Here is a 19,144-nt window from a genome sequence, read left to right as displayed (position 1 = left end):
GTAGCGTCAGGAGAATGCGAGGCGACGTCGTGATCTTGACCGGACCGCCGGGTGCGGGCAAGTCCACCACCGCCGCGGCGCTGGCGGCGGGGTTCGAGAAGTCGGTTCACCTCCACACCGACGACTTCTGGCATTTCATCGCCGCCGGTGCGGTCCCGCCCTACCTGCCCGAGTCCGACCGGCAGAACCAGACCGTCCTGCGGGTGATCGCTCTGGCCGCCCTGGCCTACGCCGAGGGCGGCTACACCGTGGTGGTGGACGGGATCATCGGGCCCTGGATGCTGCACCACTTCCAACGCGCCCAGCGGGACGACCCCGCCACGTCGACGCATTACGTCGTCCTCCGTCCGGCTCGGGAAACGACCCTGGCACGCGCCCAGGCCCGCACCGGCCCGGACGCCCTGACCGCGGCGGAACCGGTCTTGGCGATGTGGGACCAGTTCGCCGACCTGGCGGACCTGGAACGCCACGTCCTGGACACCGGCGACCAATCCCCGGAGCAGACCCTTGAGGCGGTACGCGAGGCGCTCAAGAGCGAGAGCTTTCGCTTCCCACAGAACCGCGACATGTCCAATAAATCCGTGACCACATGAGATCACGGCGCGGACGGATCGTCCTCCTCGCGCCGGATGGGGTTTGGTCTGGCGGTGGGGTGGAGTTCGAGGATGGTCAGTTCTCCGGCGGGGTGGGTGTTGTGGATTTGCAGGCCGGTGGTCGTCGCGAGGTGGGCCATCTCTGGGAGGCCGCGTTGGCTTCCGCCGTATAGGAGCAGCATGCGTAGGTCTAGGGCGGCTTTGGGGGCGCTGCCTTCTGTGCGGAGGTGCTCGATTATGAGGACCCGGCCCGAGTCATCGGACGCTTCGCGGCAGCGGTGCAGGATCGTCAGGCAGGACTGGTCGTCCCAGTTGTGTAGGACGTTCGCCAGTATGTAGGCCCCTGCCTTGGGCGGTAGGGGGCCGAAGAAGTCGCCTTCTGCTACTTGAGACCGGTCAGCTACGCCGGTTTTGGCCAGGAAGGCTCGGGCGGTAGTCGCGGGTCCGGGTTGCTCGATGAGGGTGCCGCGTAGGAGTGGGAACTCTGTCAGCAGGGTGGCTAGGAGGCGGCCATTGCCGCCGCCTACGTCGACTATGTGGCCTAGGGATTCCCATTCGAACGCCTGGGTGATCGCGGGCAGGCATGCGGTCATGCGGGTGGACATCAAGGTGTCGAAATCGGCTGCCAGGTGAGGGTTTTCGTCCATGTCCTGCCAGTGGGGGCTGCCGTAACGGGTGGCGTAGGCGGGCTGGCCGGTGCGGACGGTGTGCAGCAGTTCGACGAAGGTGAGTTCCGCCCTCCCTAGGGCGCCTTCTGTGTCCAGAACCTTGCGCACGCTCTGCGGGTGATTTTCGCGCAGAGGCTTTCCAAGGGGGGTGAGGCGGTAGCGTCCGGTTGTGTCGTTGGCGAGGATGCCCTCGGTTGCCAGGTATCGCAGAAGTCGATTGAGCGCATCAGGGTTGACCCGCAGGTGGGCGGCTAGTTCTTCCGGTGAGCTTCCGTCGTCGGAGATGTGGTCCGCCAGGCGGAGGGTTGCTGCCACGCGGATGGCCATCGGGAGTGCCAGGTCCGCTCGGCGCCTCAGTTCGGTGTCTCCCCACGCGCCATTGGGGGTGACGGACTGGTGGAGTGTCTCACGCATCAGTCGGCTCCTTCGGAGTTGGACGCAGGGCTCTCCTGAATGTCATTGGCGCGTGCCCGCTGGAGTTCGGTTGGCTCTTCTGCGGGCGCTGATGCGGGAGTGCGAGATGACCTGGCCCAGCATCACCTTGAGTTGGGCGCGGGTGCGTTCGACCCGGGGGACGCCGCCGCTGTCGGTGTGCGCCTGTTCGTTGGAGAGGGCGACGCCGAGCGGGGTGGGCCAGCCGCGGAGCGCGTGGCCGATCGTCCGCAGCATCGCGAGGGTACTCGCCGCGCCCTGCTCTCCGCGTGCCACGGCGACGCAGCCGATCGCCCGGCCGTCCAGGAGCGGTCGGCTGGCCTCTCCCAGTTCGTTGATGTAGTCGATCGCGTTTTTCAGCAGGCCGGATACGCCGCCGTGGTAGGCGGGCGATACCAGAACGACCGCGTCCGCCTTTTCCATCGCCCGAAGGTAGTTCTTTATTTCAGGCCGATCCCGTGCCTTGGTGCCGGGACGATAGAACGGGAATTCCAGATCGGCGCCGCGGAAGACTTGAGTCAGGGCTCCACGCTCCACGCACAGGCCGGCGCACCAGTCGGCGATAAGGCGGGTCTTCGAGTCCTCGCTGAGGGATCCGCTGAGGAAGATGATTTCCGGTGCCACGTTCATGCGGGCTCCTCTGTCTCGGTCATGGCAGTCTCAAGGTCGCCTCGCCGCCGCGGTCTTCGCCGTCGCGGACGGTGAACGCGACCTCGCGCACGCCGTCCGGTGCGGCCCGGTCGACCACGACGGGAAGGTCGGCGTCGCCGAGCCAGTCGGACAGGTCGTCGGAACCGCCCACGGTGATCGAGGTGAACGCCGTGGGGGTGCGCCGGTGGGCGGCGGCGGACAGTTCGCGGGGAATCCGGGCGCGGCGCTCCGGCCAGGCGCCCCACTCCAGGAAGAAGGGGCGGGACGGCTGCCGCCACGCGGCGGCGAAGCCGGTCTCCGCCCAGGGGAGACGCTGCCCGTCGGCTCGGACGGACTCCCCGTGGCGCAGCCCGGCGTCCCCGCCGAGGACCTTGCTGATCCGCTCCACCGTCTGCTGGATGTCGTCGACCTGGACGACCCACGACAGGAAGGCGGGACCGGCGGCGGTGCGCTCCATGAACGCGGCGCGGCGTCCCGTGCGTTCCATGGCGGCTTCGTCGTGCGGGACGACCACCTCGATGTACTGCACGTCGGGTGTGTCGAACGGGACGATCCAGCAGGTGGTGCCGTTGTGCAGTCGTCCGCCCAGCACGAGGCCGAGACCGTGGCGCTCGCGCAGGAGGTCCCGCACGGGTTCGACGCGGCGTGCGCCGATCATCACGTGATCGATGCGCATGTTCATCCCTCCAGCGCCCGGGTCGGGCACATCATGCGCGGGACGGTGTCCCACTGTCCTTTGGTGAGCGCGGTGGTCAGACCCCGTGCGGTGTGCCGGGCGGTCAGGAGGCCGTGCCCGGCGTGCCCGGTCGCGAGCCAGAGGCGCTGGTGCCCGGGCACGCGGCCGATCAGGGGGCGGCCGCTCGCCGGGACGGGGCACAGCCCGCATCGGAGGTCGGCCGGGGCGGCACGGGCGAGGGCGGGCAGGGCGGTGGCGGCGAAATGCAGCAGTTCGGTGATCCCGGCGACGTCGCAGCGGTCGTCGAAGCCGGGGGCCTGTGCGGCGATGTCGTCTTCGTCGGTCCCGATGATCACGTCTCCGGCGACTCCGGGGACGAGGTGGCGGGTCGAGGAGAGGATCAGCGGCGGTACCGATTCGGCGGCGAGCGTGACGAGTTGCCTGCGCGCTGGTCGCACGTGAACGGGGGCGCCGGTCAGCTCCGCCGTCCCGGACCACGCCCCTGCGGTGATGATCGCGATGTCGGTGTGGACGGGGCCGCCGGTGGTCGCCAGTTCGACGCCGTCGTCGGTGACCAGGACGTCCTGGACGGTGGTGTCCTGCCGCCAGACCACGTCGAGTCGGGCGCACCGTGCCTGGACGGCTGATAGATAGCGCGCGCCGTCCACTGCCAGGGCCGTCTGCTCCAGTAGGTAGCGCCGGTCGTCGGGCAGGCGGAAACCGGTCGCCAGTTCCGCGGCCTGGGTGGACGAGATCCAATGGGCCGAGGAAGCCGTCGCGGGCAGATGCGGGGCCACCCGGTCGGCTTCCTCGGCCCGAAGTACATGCAGGATCGGCTGGGGAGCGCTGAACCGGCCATGGACGGGTTCCAGCCGATCGACGTCCTCGCGGAGGCTCGCGGCGGCCTGCTGCAACCAGCCGTAGAAGACGTGGTCGGCGACGTGCCGCAGCGCGGGCGCGGCCGGTCCGGCGGCGCGGGAGGTGGCGTGGCCGGGTGTCGGGCCCGCGTCGAGGACGCTCACCGCCGCGCCGGTCGCGGCGAGTTCCTCCGCCAGGCAGGCGCCGATGATGCCGCCTCCCACCAGCGCGAAGTCAGAGCGTGTCAACGGCGCACCTTCCTTTCGCCTCGAGGTCGCGGGCGTTGGGCAGCAGCAGCGGCGGGGTCGTGACGTGGGCGTCCGCGCAGGCGACCGCCGAGGTGTCCGCGACCGCGCCCCGGACCGCCCGCAGGATGGTCTGCGGACGGCCGCGGAGCCGTACGGCGAAGCACCGGTCCGGCTGGTCGGAGGCGTGCGCGACGCAGATCAGCGAGAGGAGGCCGTCGGGGTCGTAGCGCCGCAGGCTCTCGATCGGCCACTGGAGTTCGAGCGAGGCGCCGGGCGCGGGAGCGCGGACGGCGGACAGCCGGAGACGGGCCTGCGGGGCCGGGTAGAGGGCCTGCCGGTCGTGGTCCCACACGGCACGCCCGCGCGGGGCGCCGGACGTCGCCTCGATCCGGAGCGGTATGAGGACGCCCGCCTCGACCAGCCGTATCGCGTCGGCCGGGTGGCCTGCGTCGTCGGAGGTCGCCGGGGGATGCGCCGTGGGCAGGTCGGTCAGGGACAGCGTCCCGAGGAGACGTTGGCCGTTGAGGCGGTCCGTCCGGGCTCGCGCCGTGCGGGAGGCGAGCAGCAGGGCGGTGCCCGCGGCCGGGATCGCCGCCACGGCGGGACGCATCACCACCGGGAGCGCCTGCCATCCGTGCGGCGGCTTGCCGGGGCGCAGGTCGTACGGCGGGACGTCCAGGCCGCTCGACACGTCAGGCGCACGACTCGCGTCAGGCACGCCGGAAGGAGCGGCGAGCCCGGTGAACAGGGGCCCGAGGGAGGTCTCGACGCGCGCGAGGACGCGGAGCTGCCGCCACCCGCGCCCCGGCAGTTCCCGCACCTCGGCGAGCACGCTCTGGACCGGTGCCCGACCGAGTGCGGACGCGGCGGCCGCGAGCAGGCCGCGCACCGTGTCCACGGCCGAATCCCCGCCGACCTCGGACGAACGCCGTGACGCCCGAACCGCGCCCGCGTCGTCACGGCTCATCGACACGTGGTCGGAGGAGAGCCGCAGGTTGGGCCCGTCGGGACCCGGGGTCATGGTGCCCCGCGCGAGGACGACGAGTTCGTCGCTCATGGCCCGGCCACCTCGATCGAGACCGTCCCGGCGGGCAGCACCATGCCGGCGTTGGCGAAGGTCACCGGCAGGGGGAACTGGCCGAGCTTGCCGCAGCCGCGCCGGGCCCGGCCGTCCTCCCCGACCGTGGGATCGGCTGGACGCAGGGCGGCGAGCGCGGTACGGGCGTTGCCCGCGAGCCGGAGCCGGGGCAGCCGCAGCGGCGGCTCGTCCAGGCGATGGAGCATCGGCGCGAGGGCCAGGAAGGAGAAGTCGCCGGTCGACGGGTTCACCGTTTCCGGACGGAGGCCGTACGGCTCGATCCAGTCGCGCTCCGGCGGTTCGGGCGGCGCCTCCGCGAGGGCGCAGGTGTGGGTCATGCGCGGGATCGCCGGGTGCCGGTAGTCGAGGCGGCGTCCGTGCCCGGTCGGTTCGAGACGCGCGTCGAACCCCGCCGTGGCGCGGTCGGTCATGGGCGTGGCGACGACTCCGCGGCGGACGAGGACGGCCTCGGTGCAGGCGCTTCCCTCGTCGTCGATCCGCGCGCGGAAGCCCGCCGCCGCCCGCACCGCGCCGTCGCCGACGGTCAGCCATTCCGGCGCAAGCCGGACGCCGGGCCGCAGGTAGACGACGCCCGACCGCAGCACGTCGGCCTCCATCGGATGCCCGACCAGCTCGTGGAAGAAGGCCCCGGCGCGGCCCGGCGCCAGCAGCACGTCGGCGCGCACCGGGACGGTGTCGGCGCGGCGGCGGGCGGCGCGGTCGCGGAGCCGGTCCACGATGCGCTCGGCGGCGGCCAGGGCGGAGGTCAGCGAGCCGGTGAGGTCCCAGGGCACCGCTTCGGCGAGTCCCTGCTCCAGGATCGCCTCCACCGCGCACATGCCGCGCTCGTCGGTGTTCACGCGGTCGTCGGCACCGGCGGCGACATGCTGGTGCAGGCCGCTCAGGACGAGCGTGACCCGCGCGTCCCGGCTCAGCTCGCCCAGGGCCGCCTCCGCTCGCGGACCGACCCGGACCAGCGGGCGCTCCAGCACCCGCGCGGCGGTGTCGGCGGTGTCGGCGCTGATCAGCCGGTGCGGCGCGCGCAGCAGTCCGTCGCCGTCGGCGAAGCGGTGGCGCACCTCGCCGGGGCCGCGATGCTCGTCGAAGCAGGCGCCGCGCCGCGTCACCGACCTGCGCCGCACCTGCCCGTCCGGCCGGAAGCGCAGGCTGAACCGCAGCGAGTGCTCCGCGAAGGTCACGATCACGGTGCGTCCCGCCCGATCACCTGGACGCGCAGTTCGCAGACGTAGCGCCGGCCCAGGTCGTCGCGCAGCCACAGCTCGTCCGGGCCGGGGACCATGGCCTCGGCGGTCAGCGTCTCGCCCGCCGGGGCCACGTGCCCGAGCAGGTCGGCGGCGAGCGGCGACTCCAGGTCGATCAGATACGGCTTGCGCTCGCGTCGGCTCCGGACGAACACGTACCGGCATCCGGTCCGGCGGGCCAGCCGCCGCAGCGTCAGGAAGCGCGCCTCCGCGGTGGCCCCGGCCGCCTCGGAGGCTTCGACGTGCCAGCGCGCCCGCTGGACGACGACGTCCGCGACGCGCACCTCCTCGTCCCGGCCGCGGGAGCCGGACGCGAACACCGGGTGCTGCACCTGCGGGTGGGACAGCGCCGCGTACGGCGGATACTTCGCGAAATCGCTGAGCGGGAGGTAGGCGAGCAGTTCCCGGTCGTCCGGGCCGGTCAGCCGGACGCGGTCGTGCTCGACCCGGACGGTCAGCTCCTCGGCGTGCAGGAGGTCGTCCCGGTCGGCGTCGGTCCAGGACGGCGCGCGCAGGGCGACCTCGCGTCCGGGGAACCGGTAGTAGCCCTTGTTGCGGCGCCCGAAGTCGAAGCCCACGAGCCGGTCGCCGTGCTCGGCGAGCCAGGCCGCGGCCTCGGCGGCGAAGCTCGCCGGGTCGGGGTGCATCACGTCCAGCCAGCCCGGGATCTGGAGGTGGTGGTGGATCCGCGCGACGACCAGCCCGGCCGACCGGAGGTCCGCGACGTCCTCGGCACGCGGACACAGGTCGATCAGCGCGTACCGGTCGCCGTCGAGCGTCGCCGCCTCCCGCAGCAGATCGTGCAGGTCCTCGGCCCCTCGGTAGCGCGGGGCGTGGTCGGTCTGGAAGGCGCTGCCCTGCGGCTGGAACAGTTCGGTGGTGCGGTGCGCGTAGGCCGCGAGGGTCATCTCCCGGGTGGCCGCCGGGTGTGCGTCCGGCCGTCCCGGCTGGGGGTCTTCGGCGCGGATCGCGGTGGCGACCCGATGCGCCGCCTGACGCTGCGCGGCATGGCCGTGGACGGTGCAGACCTCCAGAATCGGACCCAGCCGCCGTTCCCAGTCGTGCAGGAGGTCTTCGCCCACCTCAAGGGAGAAGTTGGAGGAGCATTCCTCGTACACGATCGCCCGGTCGGCGTAGGTGCGGCCAGCGCCGCGCCTGGCGGGAACGCCGGTGCATGTCTCGAACAGATCCTCCAATTCCTGGAGGATTTCGACCTTGTCGGGGAACGATCCGGTTTCCAGCGCGGCACGGAGCCGCTCCAGTTCGTGAAGGCGCTGGAGCCACAGGTCACGGGCCGGTGTTGCGGGTAGTTCGTCGAGCTGGCGACGGAATGCGCCGAGCGGGTCGAGGTCGTAGGGGCCCGCGCCGAGCGCCACGTCCAGGACACCGGCCGCGACGAGTTCGCGCAGGGTGTGGGCGGCTTTCCGGGCGGGCAGTCCTGTTTCCCGGCAGATGGCGCGGAGCGTCTGCCCGTCCCGTCCGATGGTTGCCAGGACGGCGGTCGCGGTGTCGGCCGGTTCGGTGGCGGCGGCGCGCCCGTTATCGGGACGAGTGAGGTGGAACCGCAGGTCGGGCAGCAGTCTGGCGTCGCGGGCCAGCGCCCGCGCCAGTTCCCTGGCCGCCCAGGCGGCGAGGAACACCCGCCGGACGCGCGGCCGGTCGGTCCGCAGGACGGCGTCGGCGCCCGCTCGCGTCTCGCCGTAGGCGATCGGCCCGAAGAAGCTCACGGTCTCGCTCTTGCCGCAGAAGCGCTGAAGGTAGGTGTAGAGCTGCCGCCGAGCGCGACGCCTGCGCCCGTTGAGCGGACCGGCGGCACCCACCAAGGGGAGCAGCATGTTCCGGTAGACGGCCGGGTTCGACAGGAACACCGCTTCGCCCACGAGTTGACGTTTCAGCACCGGCCGCAGTTGCTCGGTCGCGTGTTCGTCGGCCTCTTTGTAGAGCTCGCGGAAGCGGTGGGCGCTGTCGCGCCAAGCCGCCAGGTCGGTCCTCTTCGAGGGGAGTCGTTCGGGCGCGCAGGCCGCGATGGCGTCGCGCACGGGCGCGGGCAGGTCTTGGACGGCAAGGGACTGCTCGATGTCCAGCAGTTCGTCGGCCGCCCGGAGCAGGTCGCGTGACGCGCCCAGACCTTCCAGCCAGTCGAACGGCATGCCGCTGTGCCGGAGCACGAATATCCGGCCCAGACGCCATCGTCGTCTCATCGTCATCCCCCGACCGCTCCGGCTTGCCGCAGGTGCTTCACCAGCCGGGCGCGGGACTCGCCGGACAGCGCGTCCAGCGCGCCCGGTTCGCGCGCGGCCAGTCGGCGCACCACGGGCACGAGGCGGGGGTGCAGCCGGAAGGCGCGGCCCCAGCGCAGGTTCACCAGGTGGGCGCCGTCCGGGCCGGTGACGATCTCCGCGGAGTCGTCCCACCGCAGGTCGGCTTTCGGGCTTCTCGGCGCGGGCTTGGTGAGGGTGCAGGCGGCCAGTCGTCCGGGGTGCAGGTCGGAGTGCGGGGCGAGCCGGTCGAGCCAGGCGGCCACCAGATCGCGCGCCCGCGTCGGCGGGAGTGTTCGCGGCGCCTCGAAACGGGACCACCGGGCGAGGTCGTGGGACGGGTCGGGCCCCAGGCACAGCGCCTCGCCCTCCCAGGTGGACCCGCACTCCATGCGATAGGGGCGCAGCCCTGCAAGGCGATGGGCGTGGTTGGTGAGCGCCTCCACGGACTCGTTGACGACCGACTCGTCCATTCCCGGCGCGCCCACCACCAGCTCGAACGACACCGGCGCGGAAGGGGGAAGGCCGTCCAGGAGAGGACGCAGGTCAACCTGCGTCCCGTCCATCCCCGTGGCGGACATCGGGGAGGCGAACCGGGCCACGGTGATCGTCAGGCCCCGGCACCGGTCGAGGACGTCCCGGGGCAGCGCCGCCGCCCGATCGGCGTCCAGCCAGCCCGCCCACGGCCCGGCGGGTCGCCACGCGCAGGCCCCCGTCACCCAGACCACCGGTTCCCGCATGCCTGGCGGTTCGGGCCATACCACCCGGTTCGGGGACCATGCCAGCAGTTCGACGCCCGCCAGCTCCGGGATACGGCGCAGCGCCTCGGCGTGCGCGGCCACGAACGCGCCGCACAGGGTCGAGCGGTCTGGCCCGAGCCGCTCTACGAGTTGGAACGCGGCGGGCAGGGCCTGGTCGGCGTCCACCAGAATCCAGACGCGACGCGCCTCGGCCGCCCGCTCGGCCTCCTCCAGTTCAGGTTCGAACAGTTGGCAGGTACTTGCGGCGCGTAGCACGTCCCGGCTGCTCTGGGTCGTGCCCTCGGACAGTTCCAGGTCGTCCAGCGTCAGCCGGACGGCGGGGTCGTCGGCCAGCCGGAGCGCGATCCCCACCGCGCGCAGACGACCGGCGTCGGCGTCCCCGCCGCGCTCCAGCCGGGCCGCGGCCGCCCGCGCGAACAGCGCCTCGGCCGCGGCGAGCCGTCCCGCCCGGTCCCGGAGCCGGACGGGGTCGGCGAGGCGAGCCGTCATCCGCGCGTTGAGGTCGAGTACCTCGGTCCCCGGCGGCGCCGCGACCTCGGTCGTGAAGTCGGTGAGCGCGGGCACGATGAGCAGCCCCATCACGCGGCTCCCCGCAGGTAGACGCAGCGCAGCTCGGCGGCGAACCGGTGCGGGCCGTCGCGCAGCCAGCATTCCTCCGGGCCCGGCAGCGCCTCCGACACCGTGATCCGCTCCGCCGTTCGGGCCAGCCGGACCAACCCGTCGAGCAAGGACGGAGAGTGGGCATCGACGTAGACCGGTTTGCGTTCGGCGGGGGAGGAGGCGAAGAAGCGGGCGGGCAGGCCGCGGTCGGCGCGCAAGCGCGCCATGCCGGTCAGGCGATCCTCGACCGTCGCCTTGGCCAGCGGGGCCGTCTCGGCTTCTGCCAAGCGCCAGCGCCGACGTGAGAGCACCACGTTTCCCCACGTCAACCTTGGGACGTGGGGTAGGTCGGGCAGGCGTGGACGCCGCACCCGGGGCAACGCCAGCGCGGTATGGACGGCGCTCTCCAACTCCCCGTTGTGAAACAGGAGCGGCCCAGTGATTCCCTTCGCGTGGAGGGTGACCTGCTCGCCGTCGCTGTGGACGGTGAGCCGGTCCAGGCCGACTCGGCGTCGAGCCGGTTGGGCGGATGTTCCTCCCAGTTCGAGGACGAGTCCGGGAAACTCCAGCGGCGGTAGACCGGTCCGGCGACGGGCGACGACGTTCAGCGCCGTCCAACCGGTCAGGGCACGCTCGATCGCGGCGTCGCGGTCGCGGATCGCCTGGTGCGCGCCGGGGTGGAATTGCAGTGCCCACGGGGTGAGCAACGCGGCGTCGTGAATGTCGCCCAGGACGAGCGGAGTCAGACCCGACCGGTACTCCGCCAGGTCCGGCGCGGCGACCATCACGTCCACCGAGCAGAGCACGGGCTCGGTCGGGGGAGCGGGTTCGTCCAGGAGCCCCGCTTCGGCCAGGTCCACCGAGGCGGTGTTGGCGGGCACGGTTTCGAGGATCTCGGTGATGCGCCTGGTCAGACGGGTGCTGTACTGGACGTGCAGCCCGGCGTCGGCGTTCAGCACGTCGCGCAGGCCGAAGACGCCCCGCCCGAGTCGGCGGGCCAGGTGCGCCCCGGTCAGCCGCCGGGTCCGCTCGGCCTCCGCCGCCAGGTGGGCCAGCGCGCGCGGGACGAGACCGGCCAGGTCGTCGGCGACCGCGCCGCCGACGGTGACCTGGAGCGTGCCCACGGCCGCCTCGTGCACGACGACGCGATCGTTGTAGAAGCGCGCTCCGGTGCCCTCCCCCGCGTCGCCGCCCGCGATCTCGGACACCCGTGCCTGGAGTTCGAGTTTCTCGTCCGGCGACGCCGCCGGATACCGGCCGAGCAGGACGGCGATCTCGTCCGAAGCCCGAGTCAGCGGCGCGGCGGGATCACCGCGCTCGTGGAGGCGCTCGCGGAGCCAGCCGAGCGCGTCGGGAACCGTCGCGGGCGGATACAGGTCGTGGGTCAGAAGGCCGCGCCGGACCGCTACGGCGACATCGGCGGCCGCCCGCTCCACCCCGGTCTCCAGTGCGCCGCCGATTTCGGCGACCGTTCTTACGCCGTCGCATTGGCCGACGACGTTCGCCGCGTCCTTGACCGGAGCCGTCCACGTCTTCCGCCGCGGGACCAGCCCGGCGACCAGGGCGGGATCCCCGAGAATCCGGTCCACCAGCCCGTCGATCACGCGGGCCGCGGGGAAAGCTCTCCGAAGGCATTCGAGATGGCTTGACCAGGCGAAACCGTTCGCCTCGGAGGGATCGACCCGTCCGTAGTTGATCGGCCCGAAGAAGCTCATCGTCTCGCACTTGGCGCAGAGCCGCTGGACGTAGGAGGCCACCTGGCGTCGCAGTCGGGCTCCCGTCTTGCCGCGATGCAGGTCCCGGTAGACGCCGGGGGAGGAGCAGACGACCGCGTCCAGGAAGCGTTGGTCCGAGACGACGCGGTCGAACGCGTCGCCGACGAGAGCCCCTTCCGTCTTGATGGCCTCGGCCAGTCGTTGGCGGGACTGCTCCAGGCGGGACGTCGTCCGGTTCCACGCCGCCAGCCAGTCGTCCGGCACCGGCGCGTCCGGCGGCAGCGGCCGCAGGTTGCGCAGCCTGCTCAGGGTGCTCCGGTTCGGCCGTCCCGCGTTGGAGGGCGGCGCGGTCAGCAGGTCCCGCGCCGCTTGCTCCAGCCCGACGACCTCCTCCGCCAGCGCCCCCGCCTTCGGATAGGAGATCTCCGCGGCCATCTCCCAAGGGAAGGCCGCGCTGCGCACCACCAGCGTCGGCAGCAACTCCCAACCGGCCACATCGCGGGATTCGTGCGCCTTCTCGGCCACGAGCCCGATTCGCGGACGACCGGTGGCCGACGCGGACTCCCCGCCCATCACGACCGCTCCTGGAAGTTGACCAGGTCGAAGGGCCGGTTCAGCTTCGTGCGCGGAGTGGGCAGCAGCGCCCGGACGTCCTGGTCGGACGACGAAACGCTCTGGCTCAGGCGCCGCGCCTTCCCCGGATTGGCCAGGCTGAGGACGGCAAGGCGCGCCACCTCCTCACCCGGCGGAGAGTTCACGCAGACGGCCTGACCGGCCTTCGCCAGCGCCATCCGGTACGGATCTCCAAGCCGTGCCGCGGCCGCCGCGGCAGCGGTGAACTGGGCGAGGCCCGACCCGCTCTCGCCCGCGCCGACATGCAGCCCGCCGAGCTCCAACCGGATCTCGCACTCGTGGAAGTCGTCGCCGAACTCCTGCGCGCAGACCAGCGACCGATCGAGCTCCTCCAGCGCGGTTCCGCGATCGCCGCACAGCAGGGCGAGTCCGGCGGCACGGTAGGCGTGGTGCTTGACGAAGGCCGTGTTGGACGAACCCGCCGCCCGGTTGAACCGATCCCACGTCCGCGCGGCCTGTTGAAGCCGTCCGGCCTTCTCCTGGAGCACGCTCACGTTGGACAGCAGGTTGATGCGCAGATGCACCGAACTCGGATCGGCGAGCCCCTCGACACAGGCGAGCGCGAGCTTCTCCTGGTCGAGCGCCGCGCGCAGTTCGCCTCGCGCGAAGTGCGTCAGGCCGCGCAGGTTGTGCAGCCAGCCGCGCTCCCGGCGCACGCTGTCAGGCTCGCCGTCCCTGGACGGGACGACGGCGAACCCGTCCCTGAGCTCCCCGATCGCGGCGTCGACGCGATCCAGCCGCTTGGAGAAGGTGAGCGCGCAATAGAGATGGGACTGCGCGCGCAACTCCGGTAGAAGCCGCCCTTTCCCTTCGCGCATGGCGCGGAAGTACGTCAGGGCCTCGTCCTGCCGTCCCCGGAAGGTCGCCTGGACGCCGAGCACCTTGTACAGGAAGGCGCGCAGGTCGGCGGCCGTCTCCAGGGAGCCGGGCTCGAACTCGATGGCCTCCGGCTGCTCGTCGGCGTTGCGGGCCTGCTCCAACAGGCCCGGCACCCCGGCGTCGGGGAAGCCTTCCGCCAGCGTCAGGGCGGCGGAGGCGACCACGGCCGAGCCCTCCCAGTTCGCCGAGAAGAAGGTCGCCCGGCAGTACGCGAGCGCCGCGGCGAGCCGATCCGTTGAGTTCCCCTCCGAATCCACAGCCCGCGCGTACAGCTCACCCTCGCGGCTCGTCGGGACGTCGGCGGACGTGGGAAGTACGGCGCGCAGATCCGCCTCGTCCACCGGCAGGCCCATGCCCCGCAGGCACCGTGCCCGCTCCGCACGCAGATCGGCGGCGGGACCGAGCGGAGCGCGCACCTGCTCGGGCGCGTGCGCCACGACGTCGATCTCTCCCGGCACCGTCCGGGCGTGCTCGGCCGCGCGCATGAACCCGCGCAGCGAAGGAAGGTCGGCGCCGCCGACGCCGTGCAGCACCAGCGGCCGTCCCACCTGGGAGCATCCGCCGCACAACGCCGCGGCCGCCGTGGAGAGGACCCGGAACACCTGCTCGGACTCCCGATGCAGCCTCCGCTCCGACGGAGCCAGCGCGATCTCGGTGAGCGAGGGACGGTCCGTGCCGCCTGCCGCCCCGGGGAACAGCTCGGCCCACTCCGGGCCCCGCACGGCCTCGATGTGGTCGAAGGTCGCGCCTGCCTCCCTCAGCGCGTCCAACGCCCTGCGCAGCCCCTCGTACGCCGCGGCGGGCCCGACGTTGACGTCGACCTCGACTCCGACCGAACGCGAGATCCCATATCCGGCACGGACCATCTCCGCCGCCTCTCAGGCCAGCGCCAGCGGAGCGATCTTGTCCTCGACCTCTTCGAGATCGAAGTCGAGATCATCCAGATCGTCCAGGTCGTCGGCATCCGCGTCGATGCCGTCGTCCACGGCCGCCTCCCCGGCGGACGCCTCCGGATCCGAACGGGCAAGGCCCTCGGCGTTCTCTGTGTTGTCGCTCCGCATTTCATCCTCCCGAGAGAGAGTCGACGATGAATCGAATGAATATGTTTCGCGTCTAGAACGAAGTCCGGCTGGCTACTCGTCGCCCTCAACGACCATGAACCCCCGAGAGCGGTCTGATCTTCTGCGTTCCGTGCACCTCCAATGCTGGCCCATCGTAAATATGTCACTACCGTGCGTGACATAGCGCTGGAGTTATAGTGGCCTGGCCAGGCGCGTAACACGCCACTCTGTCCCGCAGGTGAGCCCTACCGCGCCCCTGCGGCCGGGCTCGAATCGCGCCCACTCCAACGCGCATCGGCTACGACCGAAGCAGCGATAGCTCGCCAATAAGGTCACTCGAAAGATCGAGCGCTGACTCTGTACCGTGCGAGACTCGGGGAGATCAGAGCCGAACCCGGCGACGCGACTTTCGCAATTTTCCAGCCCAGCTTTTGCGAAGCACCCGCCTCCGGATTTCGTCGATCACATCCGGTCTCCACCGGTGGGTCCCATGAACGGCTACGCCAGAGGAGTGCCTGTGCTTGGCACGTCTCTGGAAGTGCAACCGGGAGGGACGGTTCCGGCGAAGATTGGGGGATCGTACGCTGTGCGGTCGGGACGGCGGCGCGGAGAGCGGAACGCAGGAGCAGGCAATGGATCGGGAGCCGGGGCTGGGTGTGGGCGCGGTGGCGCGGCGCCTGGGCGTGGCGGCCGCCACGCTGCGCACCTGGGACCGCCGGTACGGCATCGGCCCCAGCGGGCGCAGCCCCGGTGGCCACCGCCGGTACACGCCCGCCGACCTCGCGCGGCTGGAGGCGATGCAGCGGTCGATCATCGCGGGCGCTCCTCCGGCGGAGGCTGCGCGGGCCGCGTTGAACGAGCCGCCCGGCGCACCGCCGTCTCCCCGCGGGCATGGCGCCGGAGGCAACCGGATCCCACTGGATGAACCGTCCACCGGGTCGGATCCGGCGGAAGCGCGAGGTCTCGCCCGGGCGGCGATGGCCCTGGACGCGCCGGCGATGGCCCGGCTGATCCGGACGGCGATCGCGCGAGCCGGGGTCGCGGAGGCGTGGGACGGTCTGATCGTCCCGGTCCTGACGGGGATAGGTCGCAAGTACGCGGCGTCCGGGGACTGCGTGGAGGTCGAGCACCTGCTGTCGACGGTCCTGCTCGGCTGCCTGGCGGAGGTCGCGCCGCCCGCGGAGCCGTTGAACCCGCGTCCGGTGCTGCTGGCCTGCGCGCCGGAGGAACAGCACAGCCTGCCGGTGTACGCGCTGGCCGCCGCGCTGGCGGAGACCGGTGTCGCGGCCGTCCTGCTCGGCGCGCGAGTCCCGGCGCCAGCGCTGGCAGCCGCGATCCGGCGGACCGGGCCGAACGCCGTCCTCGTCTGGTCGCAGACCGCCCGGACCGGCGACCCCGGCTGGCTGGACGGGCTGCCGGGCTCTCGACCGGTGGTGCGCCTGCTGGTCGGCGGACCGGGGTGGAACCGTGACCGGCTTCCGTCCACCGCCCGGCTCGTGACCGCCCTCCCCGAGGCGGTCACCGAGATCAGATCCGCGCTCACGCGACCCTGACCTGCGGAAAGAAATCCTCTGTCGGTGCGGTGCCGAGGCCGCCTCGAACCACCGAATCGACTATGAACAAGTTTTGAAGCGCTTTTCGCGGGGCAGATGTGCCTCATGACGCTCGGACAGCGACTCAGCCAAGGCGACGAGACGGCACTGGAGGAGTGCTACGCCGTTCTCGGTCCCCTGGTCCGCCGCCATGTCGTCCGGCTGGTGCCCGGGCACGCCGTGGACGACGTCGTCCAGCTCGTCTTCCTGGAGGTCTGGCGGTCGCGGCGACGCTTCGACCCGGCACGCGGGCTGGAGCCCTGGGTCCTGGCCATCGCCCGGAAACGCGCCATCGACCAGCTGCGCGCCGAGACGCGCCACTCCCGCAGAGCCGTGCCGTTGGAGGACGCCGCCAGGGTGCCCGACAACACCACAGCCGTGGACACCGCGTGCGACGTCCGAAAGGCGCTGGCCGGTTTGCCCGCCCCGCAGCGGCAGGCCATCATGCTGGCCCACTACGGGCAGCTGACCCAGCGGGAGATCGCCGATCGGCTGGCCGTCCCGCTCGGCACCGTCAAGGCGCGCACCGCCCGCGGGCTGCACCGGATGAGGGACCTGCTGTGACCACCGAGCATCCGCGTCCCCGGCTCGCGGTGTCGAGCTGCCTGCTCGGCGCGCCCGTCCGGTACAACGGCGGGCACAGCCGCGACCGGTTCCTCACCGACCTGCTCGCGCCGCACGTCGACTGGGTGCCGGTCTGCCCGGAGATGGAGATTGGACTGGGCACGCCCCGACCCACGCTGAGACTGCACACCGGCGGACGCATCATCACCAAGGACGGCGCCGCCGACCACACCGAGGCGATGACGGCCCTGGCCGAAACTCGCATCCCCGATCTCACCGACCTCGACGGATACGTGCTCAAGTCACGCTCGCCGAGCTGCGGTCTGACGAGCCTGCCGCGCTACGCCTCCGGACTTCCCGGTGAACGCACCGACGGCCAGCCGGTGGACCGGCGTGGTCGCGGCGTGTTCGCCGACCTCGTCACCCGGGCCCTCCCGGACCTGCCCACCGAAGAGGACGGACGGCTCCACGATCCCGTCCTCCGGGAGAACTTCATCGAACGCGTCTTCGCTCACGCCCGGCTCCGCACCCTCTTCTCCGCCGACTGGCGGCCCAGCGATCTCGTCGCCTTCCACAGCCGCCACAAACAGCAGCTATTGGCGCACGACCCGTCCATTTATCGGGTGCTGGGACGGATCGTCGCCGAAGCGGGCACCCGTCCGCGCGACGTCCTGGAAACCGACTACCGTCGCTATTTCAACGAAGCGTTCGCCATCCGTCCGAAGCGTGGTCGGCATGTCAACGCGCTCCAGCACATCCTCGGAATTCTGAGCGAGCACCTGAACGACAGCCGTCGGCACGACATTCTGAACGCCATCGAAACCTACCGGCAGGGACGGGCGCCCCTCAGCATCCCCATCACCCTCCTACGCCACCACGCCGAAGGCGAAGATCTCGACTATCTGGCCCAGCAGACCTACCTTGACCCTTATCCCGCCGACCTCGTCCTCCGCCACCACCTGTAGACCGGGGTATCAAGAGAGCTCTATCGGCAGGTCGTGCGGGTTGACTTTGGCGACGATCAGAGCAGGGGCGTTCGATGTCTTCGCGGCGGCGAGCGCGTCGTCGAACGCCCGCGCCGTATCGACCGACGTGGCGGACCGGACGCCGAGACTGTTCGCGAGCTTGGTGAAGTCCCAATGGTTGAGGACGACGTAGGGCTTCGGTTGCGCGCCCGCGTTGGAGAAGTACGCGGGGTCGATCAGGAATTGTTCGTAGGCGTAGATGCCGTTATCGATCAGGACGACGACCGGGTCGCGTCCGTATCGCGCCATCGTGGAGAGCGCCTGCGCCGTCATCTGGAAACCACCGTCACCGCAGATGACCAGCGGGCGTCGGCCAGAACCGAACGATATGCCGACAGCGGCGGCGACCGAGTGCCCGATCGAGGCCCACACGGCGCCGCAAATGAAAGCGTCGCGGCCTTTCACCGGCAGGTCTGCCGCGGCGAAATCGCCGAGGAACGTGTCGGGGACGACGATCCAGGAATCGTCCAATGCGGCGCCGACGCGCTGGAAAACCTGCCGATAGGTCAGTGCGCCCGTGGCCGGCGGGGGCGGGGCCGGAATTACGCCAGCGGGTGCGGATCCGGGCGGCGCCGTCGCGGCCGCGGCGACGAGCTCCGTCACAAGAGCGCCGATCTCGGCGTTCTGCTTGGGCCCGCCCTTGATCTTCACCTTGCCGTCGTAGGCCGAGACGATGCGACCGTTGTTCCCGGTCACCAGCCGCGCGTAGCCGTTGGGGAAGACGCAGCCGAGCATCACGAGCAGATCCGCCTGCTCGACGGCCTCCTTGGCGACGGGCGTCGAATGCGGCGGATGGTAGACCCCGACCCACCCCTTGCCCTTTTCGGCGAGCGTCGACTTGGCGAGCAAGGTGGACGACCAGCGCACACCGAGCTTGCTGATCAGGTCGGCGACCTTGTCGGCGAGCCCATACCGCTGGATCTCGGTACCGACCAGAATGAGCGGCTTGTTCGCGGCGCGGATCAGCCCGACGATCTTGGTCGCGAGTTCCTTTTCCGTGCCCGCAGGTGGATTGGTTGGTGACAGCCGTCCGGTCGGCATCGGGCAGCCCTGGTTCCAGACGCTCTTACTGATCTCGACATAGACCGGCCGCTTCCTTTTGATCGCCGTTGTGATCGCCCGGTCGACCGCGGCCGGCACGTCGGCGGCCCGGTCGACGCGGACGGCGCTCTCGGTGATGAGTTCGTAGGCGTTCAGGTCCGTGTCGGGTCGGCCGGTCGAGTGCGAGAACAGAACGTCGAAGTTCTTCAGGTTGTTGAGGTTCTCGACGGTCGGACCGCCGTTGAGGACGATGACCGGACTGCGCTCGACATGGGCGCCCGCGATCGCGTTGATCATGCTCAGCGTGCCCACGCCGTAGCCGACCGCGACCGCGGCGAGGCCCTTCGCCCGCGCGTACCCGTCGGCGGCGTAACCGGCTTCGAGGTCGCTCGCCGTCACGACGGGATCGACGCCGTGGGAGGACGCCTTGTCGAACAGCTCCGCGCACGTGGCGGCCGGAACGCCGAACAGCGTGTCGACATGCTGTTCACGCAGCCGCGTCATGATGTAGTCGACGACGGTGAAGGCCATGGTCGCGCTCCAGTGCAG

General features: G+C 71.4%; 15 protein-coding genes and 1 pseudogene. 4 read left to right on the top strand and 12 right to left on the bottom strand.

Annotation, left to right across the window (positions count from 1 at the left end):
- The first annotated feature begins 14 nt into the window (after window positions 1-14).
- Window positions 15-593 (top strand): AAA family ATPase, encoded by a 579-nt coding sequence (locus FXF65_RS16015; protein ID WP_148350757.1) that lies wholly within the window; start codon window positions 15-17, stop codon window positions 591-593.
- A 2-nt stretch (window positions 594-595) separates the two neighbouring features.
- Here FXF65_RS16015 and FXF65_RS16010 read toward each other — a convergent pair whose 3' ends face one another.
- From FXF65_RS16010 to FXF65_RS45300, 11 genes and pseudogenes are all read right to left on the bottom strand, one after another.
- Window positions 596-1,675, bottom strand: coding sequence for a methyltransferase (locus FXF65_RS16010; RefSeq protein ID WP_148350756.1), 1,080 nt, complete (start codon window positions 1,673-1,675; stop codon window positions 596-598).
- Window positions 1,676-1,717: 42 nt separating this feature from the next.
- Window positions 1,718-2,323, bottom strand: coding sequence for an NADPH-dependent FMN reductase (locus FXF65_RS16005; protein ID WP_148350755.1), 606 nt, complete (start codon window positions 2,321-2,323; stop codon window positions 1,718-1,720).
- 19 nt (window positions 2,324-2,342) lie between these two features.
- Entirely contained in the window at window positions 2,343-3,020 is a 678-nt protein-coding gene (locus FXF65_RS16000) for a VOC family protein (RefSeq protein WP_187412326.1), read from the bottom strand.
- Between the two features lie 2 nt (window positions 3,021-3,022).
- On the bottom strand, window positions 3,023-4,126 hold the full coding sequence (locus FXF65_RS15995; protein ID WP_148350753.1) for an NAD(P)/FAD-dependent oxidoreductase: 1,104 nt from the start codon (window positions 4,124-4,126) through the stop codon (window positions 3,023-3,025).
- Window positions 4,113-5,183 (bottom strand): hypothetical protein, encoded by a 1,071-nt coding sequence (locus FXF65_RS15990; RefSeq protein WP_148350752.1) that lies wholly within the window; start codon window positions 5,181-5,183, stop codon window positions 4,113-4,115. The genes FXF65_RS15995 and FXF65_RS15990 overlap by 14 nt, the downstream gene beginning before the upstream one ends.
- Window positions 5,180-6,409, bottom strand: a complete 1,230-nt coding sequence (locus tag FXF65_RS15985) for a metallopeptidase TldD-related protein (RefSeq protein ID WP_148350751.1) — start codon at window positions 6,407-6,409, stop codon at window positions 5,180-5,182. The genes FXF65_RS15990 and FXF65_RS15985 overlap by 4 nt, the downstream gene beginning before the upstream one ends.
- Entirely contained in the window at window positions 6,406-8,667 is a 2,262-nt protein-coding gene (locus tag FXF65_RS15980; protein ID WP_148350750.1) for a lantibiotic dehydratase, read from the bottom strand. Before FXF65_RS15980 ends, FXF65_RS15985 begins: the two co-directional genes overlap by 4 nt.
- Window positions 8,668-8,669: 2 nt before the next feature.
- The gene (locus FXF65_RS15975) at window positions 8,670-10,064 is read right to left on the bottom strand and encodes a hypothetical protein (protein ID WP_148350749.1); all 1,395 of its coding nucleotides are present in this window, start codon (window positions 10,062-10,064) and stop codon (window positions 8,670-8,672) included.
- The gene (locus FXF65_RS15970) at window positions 10,064-12,373 is read right to left on the bottom strand and encodes a lantibiotic dehydratase (RefSeq protein ID WP_148350748.1); all 2,310 of its coding nucleotides are present in this window, start codon (window positions 12,371-12,373) and stop codon (window positions 10,064-10,066) included. The genes FXF65_RS15975 and FXF65_RS15970 overlap by 1 nt, the downstream gene beginning before the upstream one ends.
- Window positions 12,373-14,178 carry a hypothetical protein gene (locus tag FXF65_RS15965; RefSeq protein WP_148350747.1) on the bottom strand — a complete coding sequence of 602 codons (1,806 nt, stop codon included), beginning with the start codon at window positions 14,176-14,178 and terminating at the stop codon, window positions 12,373-12,375. Before FXF65_RS15965 ends, FXF65_RS15970 begins: the two co-directional genes overlap by 1 nt.
- Window positions 14,179-14,190: 12 nt before the next feature.
- Window positions 14,191-14,286, bottom strand: a pseudogene (locus tag FXF65_RS45300) (Xan family putative trans-acting RiPP leader peptide); the annotation flags it as partial.
- A 719-nt stretch (window positions 14,287-15,005) separates the two neighbouring features.
- Here FXF65_RS45300 and FXF65_RS15955 point away from each other — a divergent pair.
- The 3 genes from FXF65_RS15955 to FXF65_RS15945 all read left to right on the top strand — a co-directional run bounded on the left by FXF65_RS15955 (window position 15,006) and on the right by FXF65_RS15945 (window position 17,494).
- A complete protein-coding gene (locus FXF65_RS15955; protein WP_148350745.1) occupies window positions 15,006-15,926 on the top strand; it encodes a MerR family transcriptional regulator in 921 nt (306 codons plus the stop codon).
- A 105-nt stretch (window positions 15,927-16,031) separates the two neighbouring features.
- Window positions 16,032-16,529: an RNA polymerase sigma factor gene (locus FXF65_RS15950; protein WP_148350744.1), complete on the top strand. Its 498-nt coding sequence runs from the start codon at window positions 16,032-16,034 to the stop codon at window positions 16,527-16,529.
- Complete coding sequence (locus FXF65_RS15945; protein WP_246198736.1) at window positions 16,526-17,494, top strand: YbgA family protein; 969 nt, start codon at window positions 16,526-16,528, stop codon at window positions 17,492-17,494. The genes FXF65_RS15950 and FXF65_RS15945 overlap by 4 nt, the downstream gene beginning before the upstream one ends.
- 9 nt (window positions 17,495-17,503) lie before the next feature.
- Here FXF65_RS15945 and FXF65_RS15940 read toward each other — a convergent pair whose 3' ends face one another.
- Entirely contained in the window at window positions 17,504-19,126 is a 1,623-nt protein-coding gene (locus FXF65_RS15940; RefSeq protein WP_148350743.1) for a thiamine pyrophosphate-dependent enzyme, read from the bottom strand.
- Window positions 19,127-19,144: the final 18 nt, after the last annotated feature.

The sequence above is a fragment of the Actinomadura syzygii genome (assembly GCF_008085905.1).
GTDB lineage: Bacteria > Actinomycetota > Actinomycetes > Streptosporangiales > Streptosporangiaceae > Spirillospora > Spirillospora syzygii.
The sequence above is the reverse complement of the archived record's forward strand: the minus strand, read 5'-3'. Positions and strand labels throughout refer to the sequence as shown.